The organism is Empedobacter sp. GD03861 (genome assembly GCF_029840885.1).
Taxonomy (GTDB): domain Bacteria; phylum Bacteroidota; class Bacteroidia; order Flavobacteriales; family Weeksellaceae; genus Empedobacter; species Empedobacter falsenii_B.
This window is the reverse complement of sequence record NZ_JAOCDJ010000034.1, coordinates 1-25,173: the sequence shown is the minus strand read 5'-3', so window position 1 is coordinate 25,173 and position 25,173 is coordinate 1. Positions and strand designations below refer to the sequence as shown.

At 31.6% G+C, this 25,173-nt stretch carries 27 protein-coding genes and 1 riboswitch; of the genes, 8 read left to right on the top strand and 19 right to left on the bottom strand.

Annotation, left to right across the window (positions count from 1 at the left end):
* The first annotated feature begins 269 nt into the window (after positions 1–269).
* Complete coding sequence (locus N5D03_RS12325) at positions 270–1,226, top strand: NAD-dependent epimerase/dehydratase family protein (RefSeq protein WP_125350177.1); 957 nt, start codon at positions 270–272, stop codon at positions 1,224–1,226.
* Between the two features lie 66 nt (positions 1,227–1,292).
* Positions 1,293–2,651, top strand: coding sequence for an acyl-CoA dehydrogenase family protein (locus N5D03_RS12320; protein ID WP_280051830.1), 1,359 nt, complete (start codon positions 1,293–1,295; stop codon positions 2,649–2,651).
* Between the two features lie 46 nt (positions 2,652–2,697).
* Here the strand turns inward: N5D03_RS12320 and N5D03_RS12315 are convergent, their stop codons facing one another.
* The 4 genes from N5D03_RS12315 to N5D03_RS12300 form a co-directional block, all read right to left on the bottom strand.
* Positions 2,698–3,198 (bottom strand): YqiA/YcfP family alpha/beta fold hydrolase, encoded by a 501-nt coding sequence (locus N5D03_RS12315; RefSeq protein ID WP_280051829.1) that lies wholly within the window; start codon positions 3,196–3,198, stop codon positions 2,698–2,700.
* 12 nt (positions 3,199–3,210) lie between these two features.
* Complete coding sequence (locus N5D03_RS12310; RefSeq protein WP_125350180.1) at positions 3,211–3,645, bottom strand: hypothetical protein; 435 nt, start codon at positions 3,643–3,645, stop codon at positions 3,211–3,213.
* Between the two features lie 82 nt (positions 3,646–3,727).
* Positions 3,728–6,850 carry a preprotein translocase subunit SecA gene (gene secA, locus N5D03_RS12305; protein ID WP_280051828.1) on the bottom strand — a complete coding sequence of 1,041 codons (3,123 nt, stop codon included), beginning with the start codon at positions 6,848–6,850 and terminating at the stop codon, positions 3,728–3,730.
* A 128-nt stretch (positions 6,851–6,978) separates the two neighbouring features.
* Positions 6,979–7,200, bottom strand: coding sequence for a DUF2795 domain-containing protein (locus tag N5D03_RS12300; RefSeq protein WP_019976296.1), 222 nt, complete (start codon positions 7,198–7,200; stop codon positions 6,979–6,981).
* A gap of 170 nt (positions 7,201–7,370) precedes the next feature.
* Here N5D03_RS12300 and N5D03_RS12295 point away from each other — a divergent pair, with 170 nt between their 5' ends.
* A complete protein-coding gene (locus N5D03_RS12295; protein WP_280051827.1) occupies positions 7,371–8,312 on the top strand; it encodes a nitronate monooxygenase in 942 nt (313 codons plus the stop codon).
* 61 nt (positions 8,313–8,373) lie between these two features.
* Positions 8,374–9,141 carry a hypothetical protein gene (locus N5D03_RS12290; RefSeq protein ID WP_181816286.1) on the top strand — a complete coding sequence of 256 codons (768 nt, stop codon included), beginning with the start codon at positions 8,374–8,376 and terminating at the stop codon, positions 9,139–9,141.
* Positions 9,142–9,176: 35 nt separating this feature from the next.
* Here the strand turns inward: N5D03_RS12290 and N5D03_RS12285 are convergent, their stop codons facing one another.
* From N5D03_RS12285 to N5D03_RS12275, 3 genes are all read right to left on the bottom strand, one after another.
* Positions 9,177–10,076 carry an MBL fold metallo-hydrolase gene (locus tag N5D03_RS12285; RefSeq protein ID WP_114999717.1) on the bottom strand — a complete coding sequence of 300 codons (900 nt, stop codon included), beginning with the start codon at positions 10,074–10,076 and terminating at the stop codon, positions 9,177–9,179.
* Position 10,077: 1 nt separating this feature from the next.
* Positions 10,078–10,533: a hypothetical protein gene (locus N5D03_RS12280; RefSeq protein WP_038332187.1), complete on the bottom strand. Its 456-nt coding sequence runs from the start codon at positions 10,531–10,533 to the stop codon at positions 10,078–10,080.
* Between the two features lie 74 nt (positions 10,534–10,607).
* Positions 10,608–11,093, bottom strand: a complete 486-nt coding sequence (locus N5D03_RS12275) for a TlpA disulfide reductase family protein (protein WP_125350184.1) — start codon at positions 11,091–11,093, stop codon at positions 10,608–10,610.
* A gap of 117 nt (positions 11,094–11,210) precedes the next feature.
* Between N5D03_RS12275 and N5D03_RS12270 the strand changes: the two genes are divergently transcribed.
* On the top strand, positions 11,211–11,678 hold the full coding sequence (locus N5D03_RS12270; protein ID WP_280051826.1) for a DUF4268 domain-containing protein: 468 nt from the start codon (positions 11,211–11,213) through the stop codon (positions 11,676–11,678).
* Positions 11,679–11,719: 41 nt separating this feature from the next.
* Here the strand turns inward: N5D03_RS12270 and N5D03_RS12265 are convergent, their stop codons facing one another.
* Entirely contained in the window at positions 11,720–12,571 is an 852-nt protein-coding gene (locus N5D03_RS12265; RefSeq protein ID WP_038332197.1) for an ATP cone domain-containing protein, read from the bottom strand.
* A 111-nt stretch (positions 12,572–12,682) separates the two neighbouring features.
* On the opposite strand from N5D03_RS12265, the gene N5D03_RS12260 reads away from it, so the two are divergent.
* Entirely contained in the window at positions 12,683–13,267 is a 585-nt protein-coding gene (locus N5D03_RS12260; protein WP_280051825.1) for an alkylphosphonate utilization protein, read from the top strand.
* Positions 13,268–13,311: 44 nt separating this feature from the next.
* On the opposite strand, the gene N5D03_RS12255 is transcribed toward N5D03_RS12260, so the two are convergent.
* Positions 13,312–14,943, bottom strand: a complete 1,632-nt coding sequence (locus N5D03_RS12255; RefSeq protein WP_280051824.1) for an ABC-F family ATP-binding cassette domain-containing protein — start codon at positions 14,941–14,943, stop codon at positions 13,312–13,314.
* 98 nt (positions 14,944–15,041) lie between these two features.
* On the opposite strand from N5D03_RS12255, the gene N5D03_RS12250 reads away from it, so the two are divergent.
* Positions 15,042–15,746: a hypothetical protein gene (locus N5D03_RS12250; RefSeq protein ID WP_280051823.1), complete on the top strand. Its 705-nt coding sequence runs from the start codon at positions 15,042–15,044 to the stop codon at positions 15,744–15,746.
* A 47-nt stretch (positions 15,747–15,793) separates the two neighbouring features.
* On the opposite strand, the gene N5D03_RS12245 is transcribed toward N5D03_RS12250, so the two are convergent.
* Entirely contained in the window at positions 15,794–16,474 is a 681-nt protein-coding gene (locus N5D03_RS12245) for a metal-dependent hydrolase (protein WP_280051822.1), read from the bottom strand.
* 17 nt (positions 16,475–16,491) lie between these two features.
* A complete protein-coding gene (menA, locus tag N5D03_RS12240; RefSeq protein WP_180904787.1) occupies positions 16,492–17,418 on the bottom strand; it encodes a 1,4-dihydroxy-2-naphthoate octaprenyltransferase in 927 nt (308 codons plus the stop codon).
* Between the two features lie 88 nt (positions 17,419–17,506).
* Here menA and N5D03_RS12235 point away from each other — a divergent pair, with 88 nt between their 5' ends.
* On the top strand, positions 17,507–18,352 hold the full coding sequence (locus tag N5D03_RS12235; protein ID WP_280051821.1) for a GH25 family lysozyme: 846 nt from the start codon (positions 17,507–17,509) through the stop codon (positions 18,350–18,352).
* Here the strand turns inward: N5D03_RS12235 and N5D03_RS12230 are convergent.
* The 8 genes from N5D03_RS12230 to N5D03_RS12195 form a co-directional block, all read right to left on the bottom strand.
* Positions 18,349–18,948 (bottom strand): hypothetical protein, encoded by a 600-nt coding sequence (locus N5D03_RS12230; protein WP_038332220.1) that lies wholly within the window; start codon positions 18,946–18,948, stop codon positions 18,349–18,351. The genes N5D03_RS12235 and N5D03_RS12230 overlap by 4 nt on opposite strands.
* 139 nt (positions 18,949–19,087) lie before the next feature.
* On the bottom strand, positions 19,088–19,861 hold the full coding sequence (locus N5D03_RS12225) for a hypothetical protein (protein ID WP_280051820.1): 774 nt from the start codon (positions 19,859–19,861) through the stop codon (positions 19,088–19,090).
* Between the two features lie 78 nt (positions 19,862–19,939).
* Entirely contained in the window at positions 19,940–21,193 is a 1,254-nt protein-coding gene (locus N5D03_RS12220) for an MFS transporter (RefSeq protein ID WP_280051819.1), read from the bottom strand.
* Positions 21,194–21,346: 153 nt separating this feature from the next.
* Positions 21,347–22,009, bottom strand: a complete 663-nt coding sequence (ribB, locus tag N5D03_RS12215; RefSeq protein WP_114999705.1) for a 3,4-dihydroxy-2-butanone-4-phosphate synthase — start codon at positions 22,007–22,009, stop codon at positions 21,347–21,349.
* A gap of 131 nt (positions 22,010–22,140) precedes the next feature.
* A riboswitch (FMN riboswitch) is annotated at positions 22,141–22,268 on the bottom strand.
* 353 nt (positions 22,269–22,621) lie between these two features.
* The gene (locus N5D03_RS12210; RefSeq protein ID WP_280051818.1) at positions 22,622–23,242 is read right to left on the bottom strand and encodes an SGNH/GDSL hydrolase family protein; all 621 of its coding nucleotides are present in this window, start codon (positions 23,240–23,242) and stop codon (positions 22,622–22,624) included.
* A gap of 6 nt (positions 23,243–23,248) precedes the next feature.
* A complete protein-coding gene (locus N5D03_RS12205) occupies positions 23,249–24,658 on the bottom strand; it encodes a radical SAM protein (protein WP_280037369.1) in 1,410 nt (469 codons plus the stop codon).
* Positions 24,659–24,704: 46 nt separating this feature from the next.
* Positions 24,705–24,938 (bottom strand): hypothetical protein, encoded by a 234-nt coding sequence (locus N5D03_RS12200; RefSeq protein WP_114999703.1) that lies wholly within the window; start codon positions 24,936–24,938, stop codon positions 24,705–24,707.
* Position 24,939: 1 nt separating this feature from the next.
* Positions 24,940–25,140: a hypothetical protein gene (locus N5D03_RS12195; protein WP_114999701.1), complete on the bottom strand. Its 201-nt coding sequence runs from the start codon at positions 25,138–25,140 to the stop codon at positions 24,940–24,942.
* Positions 25,141–25,173 lie beyond the last annotated feature (33 nt).

Here is a 25,173-nt window from a genome sequence, read left to right as displayed (position 1 = left end):
AAAGTATTAATAATTCGTGCAATTTTCAACACTTTTAAGGATAAAAATTAACATTTTTAAAACTTTCAAACCAAAACTCTTTATCATTTAAGATATTTTATATTGTAAAAAGCTTATTAAACAGAAAATTTTTCTATATATATCATTCCATATTTATATATTTAGCAAAAAACAATCGATTTCATTATTAATATCTAAATATTATTTTGTTATATCCATATTCAATAGAAAATCTTTAAATTTGGGACCAAACAAAGTAACTTTTTAAGATGGAAACCGATACGATTTTGATCACCGGCGCTTTAGGACAAATTGGTTCTGAATTGGCTGAGAAATTAAAAACCATTCATGGAAAAAATAATGTAATTATTTCTGATATACGTGATCCTAAAGATGTTGATTACGACGGGATTTACGAAGTAATTGATGTAATGGATGCTGATCGAATAAAAGAAGTCATTGCAAAACACAATATTAAAACTGTTTATCATTTAGCGGCTCTACTTTCTGGTACAGCTGAAAAAAATCCAATGTTTGGTTGGAAATTAAACATGGACACTTTACTTACTTTCCTTGAATTAGCGAAAGATAAAGTAATCGATAAAATCTTTTGGCCTTCTTCTATTGGCGTTTTTGGTCCAGATACACCAAAAGACAATACACCACAAAATACAATTCAAACTCCTTCTACAGTTTATGGCATTTCCAAATTGTCAGGAGAATATTGGTGCAAATGGTACCAACAAAATCATAATGTAGACGTTCGTTCTGTTCGCTTTCCTGGTCTTATTTCTTGGAAAACTCCTGCTGGAGGTGGAACTACAGATTATGCAGTTGATATTTATTACAAAGCAATTGAAGATGGAAAATATACTTCTTTCTTGAAAGAAGGAACTTATTTACCAATGTTGTATATGGATGATGCAATAAATGCCATTATTGAATTAATGTCTGCTGATCCAAAACAATTAGGTGAATTTAAATCTTATAATTTAGGAGGTTTAAGCTTCGCACCAGAACATTTAGCAGCAGAAATCAAAAAACATATTCCAAATTTCACAATCGATTATGCGCCAGATTTCCGTCAAGCTATTGCAGATTCTTGGCCGTCTTCTATCGATGATTCTGTTGCAAAAGCAGATTGGGGATTTGAACCAAAATTTGATATCGATAAAATGACAACTACAATGTTAGACAATTTGAAAATAAAATTAGGTAAAGCTTAATTTTTTCTTACAATACAATATTTTAGGAATGCTCTTTGATAATTTTTGGTTAAAAAACCACAAAATATGTCAGGAGCATTTTCTAATTTAAAAAATATCGTCCATCTACTAAAATCTGTTAATTTAGAGCAATTAAATAAAATTTCTCAAAAAGTAGATTTACCTCTTTTAATGGAAAACTTTTCTAAACTTGATGATAAACAACTTCAAGGAATGATGAAAATGTTAAATCCAAATAAAAAACACAAAGAACTTCCTCCAATTGATGGTGATTTCTACGATGTTTTTCACACTTTAACTCCAGAACAGCGTGAATTACAATTAAAAGTAAGAGCTTTTATGGAAAAAGAAGTTAAACCAATTGTTAATGATTATTGGCTTCGCGATCAATTTCCTTTTGAATTAATTCCAAAATTTAAAGAACTTAACATTTGCGGCGTCACTTACGACGGTTATGGTTGTCCAAATTTACCTTTTATTATGGAAGGCGTTTTAGCTATGGAAATGGCTCGTGTTGATGCTTCGATCGCCACTTTTTTTGGTGTTCAATCAGGTCTATCAATGGGATCAATTTATATGTGCGGATCGGAAGAACAAAAAGCAAAATGGTTACCGCAAATGCAAAAATTTGATAAAATTGGCGCTTTTGGATTAACTGAACCCGAAGTTGGTTCTGGTGCGGCAGGAGGTTTGACCACAACATGTAAAAAAACAGAAGAAGGTTGGATTTTAAATGGTCAAAAGAAATGGATTGGAAATGCAACTTTTGCAGATTTAGTGATTATTTGGGCAAGAGATTTGGATGATGGAGAAGTAAAAGGTTTTATTGTAGAGAAAGATAATCCTGGTTTTTCTGTAGAAAAAATCAAAGGAAAAATGGCTTTACGAATTGTTCAGAATGGCTTGATTACTCTGAAAGATTGTTTAATTACAGAAGAAAATCGTTTACAAAATGCTAATTCATTTAAAGATACAGCAAAAGTATTGCGAATGACAAGAGCTGGAGTTGCTTGGATGGCAACTGGCTGCGCGCGCGGAGCATATGAAAGCGCTTTAGATTACACTCGAAATCGAAAACAATTTGGGAAACCAATTGCTTCTTTTCAAATGATACAAGGACATTTGGTCGAAATGTTATCTAATTTAACAGCAATGCAAACTTTAGTTTTTCGCTTATCTGAAATGCAAGACGAGGGAATTTTACTAGACGAACACGCATCTTTAGCAAAAGTTTTTTGTACAATGAGAACACGAGATGTCGTTTCACGAGCACGAGAAGTAATGGGCGGAAATGGAATATTATTAGAGCATGACGTCGCTCGCTTTGTTGCTGACTCTGAAGCAATTTATAGCTACGAAGGCACAAAAGAAATTAATTCACTTATTGTAGGTCGATCTATTACAGGATTTAGCGCGTTTGTATAAATAAAATTTAAAAATCCCAATAAATTAATTTATTGGGATTTTTTATCTACTTTTTGTTCTCCAAAAAAGTTTCAAAAGCTTTTTCGAATTCTTCTAATGTGATTAAGTGTGTCATTTCAGCATCGAAAATTTGTTCAATATTTCCGTTTTGTTTTTGAAGATTTTCTACAAATTCAATCTGAAATTTTGGTTCGATCACATCATCTTTTAAACCTGTAAAAATTAAATTTGATTTTGTTGGAACTCCTTTTAATAATTGTTCTGGCAAAAATGGTTTTAAACGTTCTACCGCAATTACAGCAGGATTAAACATCAAAACTGGAACATTTAATAGTAATCCCAAATAATAACTTATCATTCCACCTAAACTTGTTCCTGCAATAAATTCGATTGGTTCTTTTGTAAAATGTTCTACCAAATCTTGAATCAAAGTTGGTGCATTATCGTAATCAATTGTTGGTGCGTAACATTCTCCCAAAGAGTCTAAATATTCTCTCTTTTCATCTGTTACAAAACCTTGGTAGCCGTGTAAGTATGCAAATTTCATTTATTTAAAATTTTATTTTTTTATTAATGATTGTTGAATCAAAGGAAATTCATCTTCAATTCTTTTGTTATCTTGGATATTATCATAATCATTATCACCGTATTCAAGTCCAATATTAATAAAACTAATTAGTATTGCTTTTTCATCATTTGTTAAATTATTTATAGTTTTTAAAAACTCATCTTCTCCAATCATATAAATAATTTGTGTTAATACATAACCTAAATCATAAGCACTTTCTCCATCAACAGTATTTGATAACACTATAAAATCTCTAAAAGCATCTGATTCCATTCTAAAAGCTGAGTCAATAATTCCTTTCAACTTCCAAGACATTAAATCAGATCTATTGTTAATTGAATATGGAATTACTACTTTTTTGTATTCTTTAACAGTACAACTTATTGTAAGAATGGTCATAAGTGCAATAGCTATAGTCTTAATCATAAATTACAATTAAAAAGTAAAAATACTAAAAAACCCTTTCCGAAAATTTCAGAAAGGGTTAAAAGTTATATAAAAAATCTTTTTAGTTTACTGATTCAGTTTCCTCTACAGATTCTTCTTTTTGAGCATTTGGTAATTCTCCTTTGAACAAGAACGAAATAATTTCTTTGTTCACTGTATCCAACATTCTTTGGAAAATATGGAAAGATTCTTGTTTGTAAACAACCAACGGATCTTTTTGCTCGTAAACCGCATTTTGAGACGTTTTACGTAAATCATCAACATCACGTAAATGCTCTTTCCAGTTATCATCAATCAAACTTAATACAACTGATTTTTCGAAATCTTTGATTAACGTTTTTCCTTGAGATTCGTATGCTTCTTTCAAATCACAAACAACTGTCATTTGACGAATTCCGTCTGTAAATGGTACTTGAATACGAGAGAACATATGTCCTTGATTCTCGAAAACATTCGAAATTACTGGGAAAGCTGTTTCTGCAACATATTTCATACGTGCTTTGTAATCTTCAATTGCTGCGTCGTACGTAATATTTGTTAAATCTTTGATTGATTTAGATCTAAATTCATCTTCAGTAACAGGAGTTCCCATTGTAAAGAATTTAATTAAATCTAATTCATATTGATCAAAATCTTCGAAATCTTTGTTAGATTTTACAACAGAAGCCGCAACATCATAAATCATATTTGCAATATCAACTTCCAAACGATCTCCGAACAATGCATTGTGACGACGTTTGTAAATTACTTCACGTTGTTTATTCATTACATCATCATACTCTAACAAACGTTTACGAATACCGAAGTTATTTTCTTCTACTTTTTTCTGTGCACGCTCGATAGATTTTGTAATCATAGAATGTTCAATCACATCACCATCTTTGTGTCCCATACGGTCCATTAATTTTGCAATTCTTTCTGAACCGAATAAACGCATTAATGAATCTTCTAATGAAACGAAGAATTGAGATGATCCTGGATCTCCTTGACGACCAGCACGACCACGTAACTGACGGTCTACACGACGAGAATCGTGACGTTCAGTACCAATAATTGCTAAACCTCCAGATTCTTTTACTTCTTTCGTTAATTTAATATCGGTACCACGACCAGCCATATTCGTTGCAATTGTTACAGCTCCTGGTTTACCAGCTTCTGTTACAATATCAGCCTCGCTTTTGTGTAATTTTGCATTTAAAACATTGTGATTAATTCCACGTAATTTTAATGCTTTTGATAATAACTCAGAAATCTCAACATTAGTTGTTCCAACTAAAACTGGACGTTTGTCATCTTGAGATAAACGAACAATTTCCTCGATTACTGCTTTATATTTTTCACGATTTGTTTTGAAAACAATATCGTTTTTATCGTTACGTAAAATTGGGCGGTTTGTTGGAATAGAAACAACATCTAATTTGTAAATTTCCCAGAACTCACCTGCCTCAGTTTCCGCTGTACCAGTCATACCTCCTAACTTATTGTACATACGGAAATAGTTTTGTAATGTAATTGTCGCAAACGTTTGTGTAGCTGCTTCAATTTTTACATTCTCTTTCGCTTCAATTGCTTGGTGCAATCCATCCGAATAACGACGACCATCCATAATACGACCTGTCGATTCGTCAACGATTTTTACTTCACCTTCAACCACAACATACTCGATATCTTTTTCGAATAATGTATATGCTTTTAACAATTGGCTTAAAGTATGGATACGCTCAGATTTGATTGAGAAATCACGGAAAAATTCTTCTTTCATTTGAAGAATTTCTTCTTTAGTTTTTCCTGAATTTTCAATTGCTCCAATATTTGTCGAAACATCTGGTAAAATGAAGAAATTCTCATCTTCCATTCCTTTAGACAAATACTCGATTCCTTTATCTGTTAAATCTGATTGATTTTGTTTTTCATCAATAACAAAGTATAAATGCTCGTCAACTTTTGGCATTTCACGGTTATTATCCTGAATAAAATGCGCTTCTGTTTTTTGTAATTGAGCACGAATACCATCTTGAGATAAGAATTTGATTAATGGTTTGTATTTTGGTAAACCACGGTAAACTTGGTATAATTTGAAACCACCTTCTTTTAAATCTCCTTGTTTGAATAATGTTTTTGCTTCGTTTAATGTTTTTCCTAACATCTCACGTTGCATTTGATATAAACGATCAATTTTTGGTCTTAATACATCAAATTCGTGACGATCTCCTTGTGGAACTGGACCAGAAATAATCAATGGTGTACGAGCATCATCAATTAAAACTGAATCGACCTCATCGACAATCGCAAAATTTAATTCACGTTGTACCAAAGCATCTGGTGTATTTGCCATATTGTCACGTAAATAGTCGAAACCAAATTCGTTATTTGTTCCATAAACAATATCAGATGCATACGCATCGCGACGACCTGGAGAGTTTGGTTGGTGATTATCGATACAATCTACTGATAAACCATGAAAAGAGAAAATTGGACGCATCCACGCCATATCACGTTTTGCCAAGTAATCATTCACCGTTACTAAGTGAACTCCACGACCAGTTAGTGCATTTAAGTAAATAGGTAAAGTTGCAACCAACGTTTTACCTTCCCCTGTTTGCATCTCCGCAATACGACCTAAGTGTAAAGCGGTACCTCCAATAAACTGAACATCGTAATGAGACATATCCCATGTTACTTGACGACCTGCTGCATCCCAAGAGTTTTTCCAGATTGCAGTATTATCATCTTTAAGAGAAACGAAATCGTGTCCACGATTTACCAAAACTTTATCAAACTCAGAAGCTGTAACTTCTAACGTTTCGTTTTCAGTAAAACGTTTCCCTGTTTCGCGCATTACAGCAAAAGCTTCTGGTAAGATTTCTAATAAAATCTTCTCTTCTACTTCGTATGCTTCTTTATTGATTTTATCAATTTTAGCGTATAAATCTTCTTTTACACCAAAATCTTCTGTTTCCTCAACTTGTTTTTTTAACTCTTCAATTTGAGTTTTGAAATCTTTAGTCGCATCAGCTAATTTAGCTTTAAACTCTAAAGTTTGCCCTCTTAATTCATCAATTGATAATGAACTAAGCTTTTGACCAGCTTCATTCGCTAAGTCAACATATTTTCGTAATTCTTTTACATCTTTGGCATTCTTATCACCTAAGAAACCTTGTAAAATTTTGTTTAAAATATTCATATTTTTCTGCGTTCTTCGTCAAAATTAGCCACAATATATTTGAGACTAATTAAGATGCAAATATACGTTAACTATGTTAGTTATAGATTATAGAATCGAAAAAAGCCCCAATTTGGGCTTTTTTATTTTTAATATTCGTCCTCGTTCCAAAGGAAATCGTCGTCCGTTGGATAGTCAGCCCAAATTTCTTCAATGCTTTCGTAAGAATCTCCTTCATCCTCAATAGATTGTAAGTTTTCTACAACTTCCAAAGGTGCACCAGTACGAATTGCGTAATCAATTAATTCATCTTTTGTTGCTGGCCAAGGTGCATCACTTAAATAAGATGCTAATTCTAAAGTCCAATACATAGCTTATATTTTTTATTATTAGTAGAGACAATTAAACTCTAATTTATTTTCTAAAATTTGATTTTTTGCAAATCAAATAATCTGCCAAAGTCAAACTGTCAGTATTTATGTTAAAATTAAATTTTTTCGTTCTCTATATTTATTTAATTTTATGCCTAAATATAACGAAAATGGACACGAATATAACAAAATTATTTGCAATAAAATATCCAATTATTCAAGGTGGTATGATTTGGAATAGTGGTTGGCGATTAGCGTCAGCTGTAAGTAATGCTGGAGGACTAGGTTTAATAGGTGCTGGAAGCATGTATCCTGATGTTTTACGCGAGCATATAAAGAAGTGTAAAGCTGCTACAAATCATTCTTTTGGCGTTAATGTTCCAATGCTTTATCCGAATATTGAAGAAATTATGCAAATTATTGTGGAGGAAGGTGTAAAAGTTGTTTTTACTTCTGCCGGAAATCCAAAAACGTGGACAGAAACTTTAAAAAAAGAAGGAATAACTGTTGCACATGTTGTCAGTAGTGTCAAATTTGCATTAAAATCTCAAGATGCAGGAGTGGATGCTGTCGTGGCAGAAGGTTTTGAAGCTGGCGGACATAATGGCAGAGAAGAAACCACTACACTTTGTCTTATTCCGAATGTGAAACGTCAAATCGATATTCCATTAATTGCTGCTGGAGGAATTGGAACAGGTTCTCAAATTTTAGCAGCATTTGCATTAGGTGCAGATGGAGTACAAATTGGTTCTCGTTTTGCTGCAACTCAGGAATCTTCTGCTAATCAAGCTTTCAAAGATGTGATTGTAAATGCGCAAGAAGGTGACACGCAACTTACATTGAAAGAATTGGCTCCTGTTCGATTGATTAAAAATGAGTTTTATAATCAAGTTCAAGAAAAATATCAACAAGGCACAACCGCAGAAGATTTGAAAGAACTTTTGGGTAGAGGACGTTCTAAGAAAGGAATGTTTGAAGGCGATTTGGTAAATGGAGAATTAGAAATTGGTCAAGTTTCGTCATTAATCGATTCTATTCCGACAGTTGCAGAAGTTTTCGACGATTTATTAGTAGATTATCAAGTTGCAAAAGACAAATTAATTCGATTATAATCATCACAATTTCATATTTTTACAAGGATGCTTTTGCATCCTTTTTTAATTAGCATAAATGATGAAACAACTTTTAAATATTTTATTATTCTCTTTTTCGATTCTTAGTTTTAGTCAACAATCTAATCAAGAAAAGTCAGAAAATGGAGCGACCATAAAATGGCAGAAATATGAAATTAACAATAATAAATGGGGCGAACACAAAATAAAAAAAGGTGTTTATTCGCAAACAATTTTCGCAACTGACACAGCAGCTGGTTGGAAATGGCAAACGCCTGGCAAGAAATATGGCGTGGTGGGTTATCCTGAAATTTGGTTTGGAGAAAGTGCTTGGTTTAATTTAACTGACATCAAAACTGATAATTATTTCAAGAATATAAATGAGGTAAAAACATTTGAAGTTGACTATAAAACGAAGTTAGAGGTTAATGACAAAAAATATAATTTAGCTTTTGATTTTTGGTTACACAATTCGCCAAAAGTCGCTCTACAAACCATCGGAATTGAAGTAATGATTTGGGAAGATTACAATAAATTCAAGCCATTTGGCAAAAAAGTAGGAAATGTAATAACCACATTTGGACAATATGATATTTACAGAGGTCATATTATTAAAAAAGATTTGAATACAAGCTGGGATTATATTGCTTTTGTGCGAAAAGAAAAACGAACTTCGGGAAAAGTAAATGTGATGGAGTTGATAAATGAGATGAATAAACGAGATTATATTGGACAAAACGTCTATTTATCTTCGTTTGAATTTGGAACTGAAATTTTAAATTCTACGGGAAATATTTTGGTTGAACAATATGAATTAAAAATAGAATAAAAAAAGCTGTCAAAAATTTTTGACAGCTTTTCGTTTTATAATCTTCCTTGTTCTTTTAATTTCCAATAACGCATTAGTCCATTAACAGACATCCAGCATGGATTGGCATATTCATACACCTGAATTTGATCTTCTGTCAAACCTAAATCTTTATAATTTTTTGTGACATAATCGACAAAAACAGGCACAATTTCTTCGTTCGGAATTTGATCATCATACATTGGTTTGATATAATTTGACCAATCATCCAACGATTTTTCTAATTGATCAAAATGATTTTCTAAATCTTCGTGATAACCATAATGCGTCGGATAAATTCCTTTTGCATTAATTTTTCTCAATTTAGCAATCGATTCTTTCCACAATTCAATATTAATATCTGGCGGCGGACAAGGCGGCACAACAGGTCCGTTTTCAATCTTCACTCCTGCTACATCACCTGTAAAAATAACATCATCTAACACATAAGCATTGTGATGAACAGCATGTCCAGGCGTATAAACAGTCTGAAAAACCGCATCACCAAACTCCACACTTTGTCCATCTGCCAAACCAACCAAATATTCTTCGTCAATTGGTTTCATTTCTCCCCACAAACGATCCATATCATCGCCATAAATCATTTTTGCTGATTCCCACAATTTTTCAGGATTTTTCAGATGTGGTAAACCAATCGGATTTAAGAAAATTGTTGCGCCATGTTCTGTAAATTTCCACGCAGCACCAGCGTGATCAAAATGAATATGTGTAATTAAGATATTTTCGATATCGATTACTCGCCAACCTAACGCTTCAATTCCCGCTTTCAAATTTTCAAAAGTTGAATATGGCCCTGGATCAACCAAGATTGGTCCTTGTTCAGTTTCGATTAAATAAGATGCGATTGCTTCGTTTTCATTCTGAAAATTAAGATCGATTGTATGTATTTTTGGCATGTTATAATATTTCTTCTATGGTATAATTGATTCCATTAAATTCTAATTTATCTCCAGCTCGTTTTCCAACTAAAGCATCAAAAATAGGCGCTTGTGTACTAATTCCAACAAACTTTTTATTTTCCCATTCAAAATCTTTGAAAGATAAACCAATTACAAAATTCACTTTATCTGTAAACACAACATTTCCTTCTGTAATTTCGTCAACCAATTCAGGTTTTAACGCTTTAAAATTTTCTAAATCTTCAGTTGCTTGATTGATACGAACTCGTAAACTTCTCGCTGCATCTGTCGACTGACTTTGTTGTGCAAAATCATCTAACTCTAAACTTGATTCTTCGTCTAAATCTGCTCCTTCAGCATAAATTCGTTCAGATTCTTTTAACGCATCAATTTCATTTTGTTTCAATTGAATTAAATGTTGAATAACATCTTTTCTAATATGTTTTTTATTCATTTTTGTAGTTTTATGTTAGTATAAACTTACAAAAAATAAAAAACTCCTAAAAGTATTTTCAGGAGTTTTATCGTTTAATTAAGATATTCGGTAATGTAATCTTCTAATTCAAATTTTGTCATGGCTTGATCATGAAAAACAACTTTTTCTCCTTTATTGTAAATGATTGTCACAGGAATATTTCCTGCCCATTTCGGATCAAATGACGGAATCCATTCATTCATTCGTTTGGTATCATCCAACAAAACAACTTCTGCATTTATCTTATTGTCAACCATAAATTTCTTTACTTTATCGATAATTTTTGGTCGATCCAACGAAACCAACAACATCTTGAAATTTGGATTGTCTTTGTATTTTTCATTAATTTCCATAAACGCAGGAATCTCCTCTACACAAGGTGCGCACCACGTTGCCCAAAAGTTAACCACCACAATTTGATCTTTATAATTTGCTATTTTTTCGTGCAAAGCTTCATATTTTACAGTTTCTACAGATTGTGCATTTACAGTAGAAAAAGCCAAAATTCCCATTAAACCAAGGAAAGAAAATAGTTTCATATTTACTTTTTAAAAATATTTGTTCAAATGTAATAGAACAAGAATCAATCCAAGCTATTTTTCTCGAAATTTTGTTGAATAGAATATTAAACCGATTTTTGTAAAAAAATAATCAATTTGTTTTCAAAAGAAGATGCTTATCGCATAAAAAAGGATTTTTGGATTTCGTATGGAACGTATATGAAATTGCAGATGAATGCCGAAGGAACGCGTATTAATTGGATAAATTACAAAACGGATATAAAAGGTGTTTATTTTAGAACGGATGTCGAACGCAAGTTTGCAGAGGTTTCGATTGAAATTTCGCATCCAGATCCGTCCGTTCAACTGATGATTTATGAACAGTTTGAGGAATATGAAAATGTTTTGGAAAGTTATCTTGGCGAAAAATGGATTTGGACAAAAGAAGATTATGATGAAGATGGAAAAATGATTTCGACGATAAAAATGCGTTTAGAAAACATTAGTATTTTTAGAGAAACCGATTGGCCACAGATTATTCCGTTCCTAAAAGATCGAATGATTAATTTGGATGAATTTTGGTGCGATCACAAAGATAGTTTTGAAATTTTTAAAGAATTATAAAGCAAAAGAAGCTCAATATTGAGCTTCTTTTTTATTTCAGTTTAAGCAATTTCGCACGTGAAATTCTCGATTTCTAACAATTCATTCGTTTCTTCCAAAACTTCGTTTCGTTGTTCTTGAGACAAGTTCAATGAATCTAAAAACTTATTATTTTGTTGTAAATCTTTCACCAAAATACATTCTTTTGACAAAAGAACTTTTTCTTGCTCTGGCGTCAAAGTCGTTAAACATGTAATTGGATACAAAGCCGCATTATCAACCAAATATTTGATACTATTTGTTTCAGGATAATCCCAAGAAATCAATCCAATTCCATAATAATTTGCAAAATCTATACTATCCGTCGTTAAATACGCATTCGTTACCAAGAAACCTTTTGTTGGTTTCATATCTCGTCCAAAAAAATGATACGTATGGCTTTCTACATCTTTCATTCGCGATAAAAAATACATCGGCGTTGTCACCGAAATTTTGGCATCTTCGTCATTTCTGAATTTACATTCACAGAAAAGCAATTGATCTCCTTTAGAAGCCACCACATCAATTTCGTGCGTTACCGCATTTCCTTGTACAATTTCAGAATGCAACGATTGATATCCTGCTGCTTGCATTACTCTTCCAATCCACTTTTCAAAATAATATCCTTCTGGTCCCAAATCTCTCAAAGCTCGTTTTAGGCTATAACGCGCTGCATACGAATTTCTATAATTTTTGAGATGAGCAAAAGCAATGCGATACAATTCTCTGGTCGGAATTCCATCGTAAAGATCTTTCGAAACTAATTCGAAAACTTCTTCAACTTCCTCTTTTTTTGCACCAGATTTCGTTAACGAACGTTTTAAAGCTTTTGGATCATATGGGATTAACTCGCCCGAGTTTTTCTTTACTAACATATTTTAAGGTTGAATTTTATTCTTAACGAATTTAAATAATTCTGATTAAAATACCTCAAAAGTTTAAATTCTAAATAAAGGTTATCTTTGCAAAAGTTTTAAAATCAATACATGAAATTAGATACATTTTTACAAGAAAGAAGTGGTAACCAATGCGAATTGACGGGAGTTACAGAAAATTTGGCTATTTATGAAGTGAATCCTGATGCGAGTAGTAATCCTGATCGAAATGTCTACATTACACAAAAATGTATCAACCAAATTGAAAAGAAAGAGGAATTAGATACTTCATTTTGGGAATCATTTTTACTTTCTTCTATGTGGAGCGAAGTTCCTGCCGTACAAGTGCTTTCATGGCGAATGTTGAATCGTTTTCGTAACGAATCTTGGGCTGCTGATGCTTTGGATATGATGTATTTGGATGACGAAAATATGGAGTGGGCAAAAGCATCTGGTGATCACGAAGGTGACGGAAGTGTTGATTTGCACAAGGATAGCAACGGAAATATTTTGGTGAATGGGGATACGGTGACATTGATTAAAGATTTGGACGTAAAAGGTTCTTCTATCAATGCAAAAATTGGAACTGCTGTACGAAATATTCGTTTAGTTCATGATAATACCGAACAAATTGAAGGAAAAGTTGACGGACAATTAATCGTTATTTTAACGAAATTCGTGAAGAAACAAGCATAAAAAAATCCACTCAGTTGAGTGGATTTTTTGTTTTTATCTAAAATTTACTTTTCTATTTCTTTCAAGTTCTCCATTTTCTTTGTTGCAAGAAAACCTTTGATATCTTCGAAATGTTCTTTGACACGTTTATTTCCAAATTCGAAAACTTTTTCTACCAATCCATCTAGGAAATCACGATCGTGAGAAACTAAAATTACTGTTCCTTCAAATTCTTTCAACGCATCTTTGATAATATCCTTTGTTTTCATGTCCAAATGGTTTGTTGGCTCATCTAAAATCAAGACATTATAAGGCTCTAACAACAATTTTACCATTGCCAAACGCGTTTTTTCTCCACCAGAAAGAACTTTTACTTTCTTGTCGATATCATCACCTTTGAACATAAACGCACCCAAAATACTTTTGATTTGCGTTCTGATATCGCCTTCAGCAATGCGATCTAGAGTTTCAAAAATCGTTAGATCTTCATCTAATAAAGCGGCCTGATTTTGAGCAAAATATCCGATTTGTGCATTATGACCGATTTCTAATTTTCCTTCGAAATCAATTTCATTCATAATCGCTTTAATCATTGTTGATTTTCCTTCACCATTTTTTCCAATCAACGCTACTTTTTGTCCTCGTTCAATTACCATATTTGCATCTTTAAATACAATATGATCACCATACGATTTATCTAAATTTTCGACTACAACAGGATATTGTCCAGAGCGTGCAGCTGCTGGAAATTTTAACTTCAAAGCTGAAGTATCAACCTCATCAACTTCTATAATATCTAGCTTTTCTAACATACGAACGCGCGATTGCACTTGTTCTGTTTTAGAGAAAGTTCCACGAAAACGTTCGATAAATAATTTATTTTCAGCTATGAATTTTTGTTGCTCATCATAGGCTTTTTGCTGATGAATTCTACGATCTTGACGCAACACTAAATAGTCAGAATATTTGGCTTTATAATCATAAATTCGTCCCATTGTCACTTCGATTGTACGATTCGTAATATTATCGACAAATGTGCGATCGTGCGAAATCACCATAACAGCTTTGGCTTGATTTTTCAAGAAATCCTCTAACCATTGAATCGATTCGATATCCAAGTGGTTTGTAGGCTCATCTAATAAAATCAAATCTGGTTTACGCAAAAGAATTTTAGCCAATTCGATTCGCATACGCCAACCTCCCGAAAACTCAGAAGTTGATCGATCCAAATCTTCTTGCGCAAATCCCATTCCTTTCAAAACCTTTTCCACTTCGGCTTCGTAATTTACTTCTTCTATCGAATAAAATTTCTCACTAACTTCTGAAACGCGTTCGATTAACTTCATATAATCATCACTTTCATAATCAGTTCGTACAGTTAACTGCTCATTTAATTCATCAATTTCATTTTTCATTGATAAATATTCAGCAAAAGCTTTCGACGTTTCTTCGCGAACAGTACAATTATCTTCGGTCAACAAATGTTGTGGTAAATAAGCAATTACCGCATCTTTTGGCGCTGAAATATTTCCCAAAGAAGGTTTATTGATTCCTGCAACAATCTTAAGCAAAGTAGATTTTCCTGCACCATTTTTACCCATTAAGGCAATCTTGTCGTTTTCGTTAATTACAAAACTAACTCCACTAAACAAAGTTGTAGAACCGAATTGAACGGCAATATCATTAACTGTAATCATAAATTTTATCGAATAATTGCGGCAAAGATAATCGAATGAGAAAGATTTTACTAAACTTTCATATTTTTACAATAATTTCGATTCTAAACATTTAAAAAATGATAAAATCTATATTAATATTTTTTTCAATTATTCTACTAATAAGTTGTTCTGTAAAAGAAGAGTTAATTGACAAAGGTACTTTTAGAATTAAAAATGATACAATAAATTCCTTTACGAGTGTTACTATTGATGATTCAACTTTTCTTGAAAGAGGTTATAATAAAAATGGATTTGTAATGACTATAGACACCATTAGATTAAGAGGAAAAGATAGAAATATAGGAAGTTTAATAGGCTGGAGTAATGATATGTATTATCAAAAAAATATTCTTAAGAATGTAATGCTTACTGAAAATCTACGAGTGAATAATAAAATAATTAAGAATCAATTAATACTCTTGAAAAAAACACCTAATTCAAAAAAAGGTACTATAAATAATGTATTTAGTTTTTATTACAAACCTACCAAAGATTCTATCATTGTAAATATTCCAAAAGATATGTTAGCAAGCTTTGAAAAATTAGAAACATATGTTTGTATTTTATGTTCTGATGAATTAACTAATAACTTTTCAAATAAAGAGACTATTAAAAAATATGATACAATATTTATTGACAAAAGAGTAAATTCCAGCTCTACAAGCAAATATTTATTCTTTGATCCTAAAAATATAAAACAAAATCAAAATTGTTATTTCCAAGTAATACAGAAAGAAAAGGATAATTCAATTACAAAAACTAATATGTATTTTAAAAAATAAAAAAAGCTCGAGATAATCTCGAGCTTTTATATATTGTAAAGAATTTCTTAAACTGTTAAATCTTCTCCAATTTCTAATAAAATCAATTGAATATGACGTGAAAAGAAAATAGATTTCGCTTCTGCTTTATCAATTTTAATTGGTGGAAATGTATCGTAATGATAACCCAAAACCTTAGTTGCTTGCACATATTCTGCCGCAATAGAAGCACTTTTTGCACCCATCGTAAAGTTATCTCCGATTGGTAAAATTGCTAAATCAAGTTGTCCAATTGTATCTGGAATCAACTTCATTTCGTACGTCAAAGCTGTATCACCAGCGATGTAAACACGCTTTCCTTCACTTTCGATAATGTAACCATTCGGATCTCCTCCATACGTTCCGTCAGCAAATGAACTCGAATGAAATGCAATCGTCGATTGAATCGAACCAAAATCAAAACTAAATTTACCGCCCGTATTCATTCCGTGTGCTTTCAAACCTCTTTCCGAATAATAAGAAGCAATTTCTGCATTCGAAATAATCAAAGCGCCTGTTCGTTTTGCCAATTCTTCCACATCATAGACATGATCTTGATGCGCATGCGTAATGACAATATAATCTGCTTTTAAAGTTTCGAAATCGATGTTTTTTGCTAATTGATTTGGTGTAATAAATGGATCAACAACAATGTGTTTGCCGTTTGCTTCAATCGCAAGCGAGGCATGTCCTAAGTATTGAATTTTCATTATATATTTTTTTGTGATTAACGAATTAAAGTATCAATAAAATCGAAACCGATTAAGCTATATCCCAACAATACAGCGAAAAATAAAGCTAACATTGCTACTTGTTTCAAAAATGGATCGAAATCTTTTGGATCTTTTACTGCAAAAATTTGACGACGAATGGCATTTGCAAAAAAGATTAAAATTAAAAATACAAAACCAGATAATTTACCTTGTTTAAGTGGTGACATCGTTACATATAATGCGCTTAATGCGAACGGAATCGTCATTAAAGCCATTTGGTAATATTTACTTTTTTGAAATCCTAACTTTGATGCAACCGTAATTTTATTGTTTTTGACATCATTTTTCACATCGCGCATATTGTTCAAATTTAACACTGCTACACTCCAACATCCCATCGAAGCTGCAGGTAATAAAATTTGCCATTGAAAAACTTTAGAATATAAAAATTCTCCACCCGCAACAGCTAAAATTCCAAAGAATAAAAACACAAAAACATCTCCTAAACCAATATATCCGTATGGTTTTTTTCCCATTGTATAAGCCATTGCTGCAAAAATAGACGCAACACCCAAGCCAAGAAAAATGTAAATGTATTTCATATCATTTGGATAAAAAGATACATACAACAATGCAGCAACACAAGCTAAAGAAATCGCAACCATAATTCCGATGGCAACTTTCATTTGGTTTTGTGTAATCAATCCAGATGCTACAGCACGCTGTTCTCCTACTCTATTTGCGTCTGTTCCTTTTACCGCATCGCCATAATCATTCGCGAAATTTGATAAAATTTGGAAAGCCAAAGTTGTTAAAAGAGATAAGAAAAATATATCATTTCGAAAAATTCCTTCTGATTTTGCAATAAATCCAGCCAATAATAATCCACTCAAAGAAAGTGGTAATGTGCGAAGCCTTGCGGCTAATATCCATTTTTTCATACTGAACAAAGATAATGAAGATTTTACTTTTTTTATCATCGAAAATTGAAGTAATATTGCATAGAATTTATCTATTTCAACTACTAAAATGCCTCGTAAAAAGAAAACACAACAATCTATTTTTAATACATTAAAAAAAATCAAACTTTCGACTTATGTGATTAGTCTGCTGATTTTGTGCGTTGTTTATTTTGCATATCGTTATCGCCATGGTATTCATTACTATTTTTCGGTTGTAGAAAAATCGCTGAAAGGTGAAAAATTGGTTGATGGTAAAGTCACAAAATTTGATATCCGAAATATTGAGGTGATGGATAAATATTATCTCAAAACTTTTGGTGTTGATGTTTCGCATTATCAAGGAAAAATTGATTGGACGAAAATGCATACGATTTACAATTTGTATCCGATAAATTTTGCTTTTATCCGTTCTACAATGGGAACTTCGTCTATTGATGAGACTTTTGAGGATAATTGGGAAGGTGCAAAAGAAAATAATATTTTGCGTGGTGCTTATCATTTTTATCGTCCAGATGAAAACTCTACTTTACAAGCACAAAATTTTATTGCAAAAGTAAAATTAGAAAATGGTGATTTGCCTCCAGTTTTGGATATTGAAACCTTACCGAAAACACAATCCATGGATCGTTTAGTCGAAGGAATCAAGAATTGGTGCAAAATTGTTGAAGAGCATTACGATATCAAACCGATTATTTATACATCAGATAAATATTTTGAAGATTATTTACAAGATCATTTTGATGGTTATATTATTTGGATTGCCAATTACAATTTTTGGGTCCAAGAAATGAAAGGGCATTGGGATTTTTGGCAATTTACCGAAAAAGCAACCATAGATGGTGTAAAACGTTATAAAGTTGATGTGAATATCTACAACGGGACCATTGATGATTTGGAAGGATTGACGCTTTAGTTTTCTGGATAAAACTTCTTATAATCCTCGTGATAAGCGCTATCCCAATTTACTTTAGAAAAATCTTCGGAAGTATTATTGAATTTCGCATCGGCTACCAAACGTTCGCGCGTTGAAAGCGGACGATAAATGTAGCGTAATTTAGTATTTATCAAATAATTTCTTAATTTTTGAAGCTCTTTACTTTTAATTGAATCTTTATTTATTCCTATGACAATAGATTTTGGAATTCTTTTATCTTTTTCAGTTTTCTGTTCTATTCTTTTAATAAAATCAATTATTGTATCTGATTTTATTAGAATTAGATCTTTCTTTTTAACTTTAAATAACTCCGTTATTTTTTTATCATTAGAATCCTGTAAAGCTTCAGTTCCACAGATTTTATCGTAAGGAAACTTATTATAATAAAAATATGTAACTGAATCGTTGTAAAAAATAAATTGATAATCAGAAAAAGGGATAAAGATCAACTCAGGTTTTACAGAATCATCTTCAATTTTTTTTTCTAAATCTTTCTCGTACTTTCTATAAGAAAACGAAGAATCTGCATTCATTCCCATTGCCAAAATCTTTTGATTAATCGAATCTTGACGCAATTTATCGCGTTCTTCTTACGATAATTCTCGCTTACAACTCAACAAACCAAATCCTAAAAGTAAAAAGTAAACAATAGATTTCATTGATAATTATTTTCTTAAAGATAACAAAAAAGCGAATCGTTTGATTCGCTTTGTGTTATTTCGTTAAATCTACTTTCCCGTTTTTATATTTGAATTCGCAATTAAAAACATTTTTAAACATCTGCACATTATCTTTATTAGTAATCCTAATACTTTTCTTGATAAAATTATTAAACGATAAATGTCTATAATTAATATCATCAAAAATTCCTAATCTAATAAATGGATTTTGATATTTATCATATTCAAATTTTGTTACAGTTCTTATCAAATTGTCATCGTCAATAATATCAGTTCTTACAATACTATCCAAATTTGTTACATGTGGATATTTATTATTTCTGTCCCATGTATAAGTTTCATTAGCAACTAATCTATTATCTTTAAATTCTTGAACCGAAGTCAAAACTGTATCACCATCAATTGGTTGATAATCATATTTCGTTACAATGCCATTTTTTTCAGACCAAATTTTTTGAATGATTTTGTGTTTGTAATATAGTTTTAGCTGATAATTTCCTGTTTCTATTAATTGACCATTCTCTATAATTTCATACTCAGAATCATTGATATAATTTACTTTCTGATCCCTTAACGAATATAATAAATACTTAACTTTCTTCTCAATAGGACGATTTTCCTCATCATAAATAATTTGAATACTATCAAATTGATAAAGATTATCAAAATCATCAAAAAAATAACGATTAGAGAAATAACCAGTTGGAAACAAATTTTCATTCGATTCAATTAAATCTTCTTCAAAAGTATCTGTCGAACAAGAAATTATGAATAAGCTACAAAAAGCAATTAATAAATATTTAAACATTTTCTGAACAGTTTATTGCAAAAATAGACTTTAAAAATTAACAAAAGCCTTATTGTCTATTTTTTTAAGTAAAATATTTTATTCTAAGGTTACTTTTCGAATAGGTTTGATGAAAAATGCAATTAAAATTACGGTTAAAATTGTCATCGTTCCTCCAAAAATAATTCCAGGAACTAATCCTAAAAATGTTGCGGCAATTCCACTTTCTAAAGCTCCTAATTCGTTAGAAGAGCTCACAAATATTGAATTGACAGATGAAACACGCCCTTTCAAATTTTCGGGCGTTTTGATTTGTAAAATACTTTGACGAATTACCATCGAAATTGCATCAAAAGCACCTCCAAACATCAAAATAACAAAACATAAATACAGATTTTGACTAAATCCGAAAGAGATAATACAAACACCAAACATTGCGACTGCTCCCAATAATTTTGGCCCAACATTTCCTTTCAATAAACTTGGAATCATTGACAAGAAAAACATCATGATAATCGATCCAATTCCATGTGCTGAACGTAATAAACCAAAAGCTTCAGAACCTTGATTCAATACTTTTTCAACGAAAGCTGGCAACAACGATTCTGCTCCACCAAAGAAAACCGCGAACATATCCAAACTCAAAACAGCTAAGATAATCGGTGTTCCCCATATAAATCTCAACCCTTCTTTGATACGTGTCATTGGCGATTCTGTTGATTCTGATTCAGATATTTCTGCTGGTTTTTTAGAGATCAACAATATCATCACCATCGAAATACACATAATTGTAAAAGCAGTTATCAAAGCAGCTTCAATACCAAATTTTGCTAAAATAACTCCTCCTGCCAAAGGCCCTAAAACTGACCCTATCATAAATGCAGACGAAGAAACTGGAATTGCTTTTGTATAGTTTTCTTTACGGACAACTAAAGCTAAAAGTGCAAATAAAGCTGGACCACTAAAAGATCTTGTCAATCCTAAAATAAAAAATGCGAAATAACAAATACCCAAATAGACAGGAATTCCTATTGCTTCTCTGACAGACGGAAAGTTAACAATCATCAACACAAAAGAAGCGGTCATAAAACAACCAATACTTCGTACCAAAATCATCCGTTTATCCAATTTATCAACCAATTGTCCCGCATAAAAAGCAGTTAAAAGAATTGGTAAAAACTCGGCTAAACCAATTAATCCAAGAAAAATTTCTTTCTGAGTGACTTTAAAAATTTCGTACGCAACAGATGTACTCTGAATGAATAAAGCAAAGATTAAGGAAAACCTTAAAAATATGAATGGAATAAATTCTTTATTTTTCCAAACGGATGGAACTTTCTCCTCTGATGTCATTTTGTAATTTGAATTTTAAGTTTTTAAATGTACATTGATTTTATTCAAAATTACCTTGATTTTGGATAATAAATTTTGTATAAAATCAAAAAAAATCTTCGCGTATTTCTACCGAAGATTTTTGAAAGTTTATGATGTATTTTAGTTTTTAATTTAAGCGAATTCTAATTGTTTTTTCTCCTCTAATTGAAGACGATATTCGTAAATATCCTCAATTGTCAAAACAGTCATTTCATGTTTTTCGGCAAAATCTATAATTTGCGGAACTTTCGCCATTGTACCATCAACATTTGTCAATTCGCACAAAACTGCTTCATTTCCTAAACCTGCTAATTTCACAATATCAATACTTCCTTCTGTATGTCCTCGACGTTCCATAACGCCTTTTGGACGAGCAATTAAAGGAAAAACATGTCCAGGTCGATTAAGGTCAGTCGGTTTTGCAATTGGATTAATTGCTGTTTTTATCGTTTGTATACGATCGGCTGCAGAAACACCAGTTGTTACACCTTCTTTTGCTTCAATAGTTACTGTAAATGCAGTATGAAAACGTGAGTTATTGTTTTCGACCATAGGATTTAGCTCCAATTCATCTGCTTTTTCTTGTGTAAGACACAGACAAACAATACCGCTACATTCACGAATCAATAAAGCCATATCAGGCGCAGTAATTGTGGAAGCAGGAAAAATGATATCACCCTCGTTTTCACGATTTTCATCATCAATTAATAAAATTCCTTTTCCGTTTTGTAGATCTTTTATTGCATTTGCAATTCTTTCATTGGCTGTTGAGCCAAATTGTGTGATTGTTTTCATTTGATTTTTGTTTTATCATGAAACATCACTTCAGGGCGAAACACATTATTAAGTAATAAGCTCAAAGTTGTGCGTCATGAGTTTTTTACTCAGAACTTAACACTTATCACTCATGACTTTCAGTTGTGTTCAATTTTCTTCTCTCATCCAGACTATACTGTCGGTTTTGGAGTTTCACCAAATCAGTCCCATAACAAAGTTAAAGGAGTCGCGGACTATAACCGCCGGTAAGGAATTTCGCCTTGCCCCGAAGAAAATTTCGTTTGTTAATACTAATTTTTTATTTGAAAAATTACCATAAACTTTCACAAACAAAGTTACAAAACCAAAATGAGTTATTTATAATGAATAAAGATTATTTTGTTTACTATCAATTAAAATCATATCTTTATTAAAACACTAATTAGATGAAAAACAAAGCATTAAAAACAATTCTAAAATTTAGTTATTACGCTTTATGCGGATATTTAGTTGGGTTATTAATTTCTTATATCTCACCAACAGGAACAAGCCAAAACGCGCCAACTACGTGTTTATTTGGGTCGATTTCATTTCTATTTTTAAAGATTATTTGATTCCATATTATAGAAGTCAGATTCAACAAAAATAGATTTACAAATATTTCTCAACAATCGGTTTGATTTGATTTGAAATAAATTGATATCCTTTTTCATTTGGATGAATACCGTCTTTTGAAAGAAATTCTTCTTTAGTTAGATTAAAACGTGAGAAAATATCAATAAATTCTATTTGATTTTGAAGCGCTAAATCTTTTAGCTTTTGATTGAATAATTCAATTTTTTGAGTTGTACGAAATTTACGTTCAGTAACTTTTATTCCATCAACCGTTTTAGAAATTGGTAAAATACTTATCACATAAATTTCTGTAGCAAATCGTTTTGCCTGAGAGATAACTTGACTCAAATTTTGCTCAAAATCTGTCAACGAAACAATTTCTTTTCCTTCAGATAAAGCCAAATCATTTGCGCCATAAAAAAAGAAAATTAGATTTTCGTCAGGAGAAAAGCGCGCTTTTGTCTCAATTTCAAATCGTTTCATTAAACCTTCTGTTGTCTCTCCTCCTATTCCGAGATTAAAACAATTGACTTCGTTTGCATTGTTATTATAAAACTCAGCATGGCAATAACGTTTCAAAATTTCTACATAACCTCCCAAAACCCCGTCATATTCGCCGTAGGTAATACTATCTCCAAAAAATAAGCAATTTGTCATCATCATCTAAAACAACACTTTATCCTCTTTTCTCAATTCTTCTAAATAAGCAGCTTTTTCGTCACGATAAAATAAATTCATTGTTTCGAATGGAATTAATTTCAAATCTTTGTTGACGATATGTACGCAAGACTTTTTAACAGCACGAACATCAAAATCATGTGCATCCATAAAATTCAAAATGATTATTCGGAACAAATTATCGTAATCTAAATCCAATTCGGGCGCGCAAACTTCTGGTAAACAACAAAGCAACTGATTCATTTTTGGTTGTACTTTATCCACAGAAATTCCTGTGCTAAAAATATCCAACAACTGTACTTTCAATTCTTCATCTTGTTCGTAAACAATTGTATTTTTTGATTCGTTATTCAATAAATCGGCAGGATTTATATAGCGTGTTAACGGAATTACCTCGTCATTTAATTTTAACATATATCCCATTGCCAAAGCATCAGGATTACACGAAACCGGAATAATATCATCTCCATTGAAAAGAGGATATTGATTCAGAATCTCTTGACGAACTTCCGTTAAGGTAATTTTTTCATGAATAGAGTCTTCTCTGTTTCGGCCTGCAATTTCTACAGGTTGAAAAGTAACTCCACGTACACATTTTTGTTTTAAAGCAAAATCGATGATTTTTCCAATTTCATCCGTATTTTTATCTTTTTGAAGAACAACAACCAAAGTTGTAGAAAGATTTAATTCATTCAATTTTTCTAAAGCTTTCATTCGAACATCTGTCAAATCTTTTCCTCGAAAATCTTCTAAAACTTCTTTTTTAAATGAATCAAATTGTAAATAAACTTCAAATTCTGGTGCATAAGTTGCTAATTTTTCTGCAAAACCTGGATCATTCGCAATTCTAATTCCGTTTGTATTCAACATCAAATGTTTAATTGGTTTTGATTTTGCAATTTCCATAATCTCAAAAAATTGTGGATGAATTGTTGGCTCTCCGCCACTAATTTGAACCACATCGGGTTCGCCTTCATTTTTAACAATGGTATCAAACATCGCTTCTATTTGCTCTAAACTACGATGAGAACCGTAATGTGGCGATGACATGGCGTAACAAGTAGGGCACGTTAAATTGCATCGATCCGTCACCTCAACAATTGATAAACACGAATGTTGCTCGTGATCGACACACAAACCACAATCGTACGGACAACCATATTCTACATCTGTCTCAAAATGCAAAGGCATTTCTGATGCTTTATTGTAATTTCTTATGTTTTTATAATAATCGACATCCGTTGCTATTTTTGTTTTGAAGAAACCATGATCTGGACAACGTTTTGTCATAAAAACATTCTCGTCCTCGATAATAATTTTTGCACCAACACGTTTTAAACATTCTGGACAAAGTGAAATTGTATAATCGTAATACGTGTAATTTCTAACCGGCATAATATAAGTTTTAAGTAGATTTAAGTTTTAATGAAAGGTACGATGTTTACATAGATCCACAAACCATTCCTGAAATAATAAGTGTAACCAATGCACACATTCCAAAAATCATTAAATAGTATTTTGAAGATTTACTTTTTCCAGAAATAGAATTTATGATTAGCGAAATTACTGTTCCAACAGCGCCTCCAATAAGTGCAATTACTGCTAAAATTGCTATAATAACATAAATAAAATCGTTTCCAAATCCTCCTTCTGCAAATATTACTGAATATATCATATTAGTTTCCAATTAAAATTAAGCCACAAATTGAACCCGAAGCAAGTAAAATCCCTATTCCCCAAACCATTAGTTTTAGAGACATTTCTACACTTTCTATCTCATTTTTATTCTTTGTAAATAAGTACAAAATAAAACCTGCTACAGAAAGTACAGAACCAATAAGAAGTAAAATAAAAACAATTGTAAATAAAGATTCCATTAGTTAGATTTAAGTTGTGATAACTTAAAGATA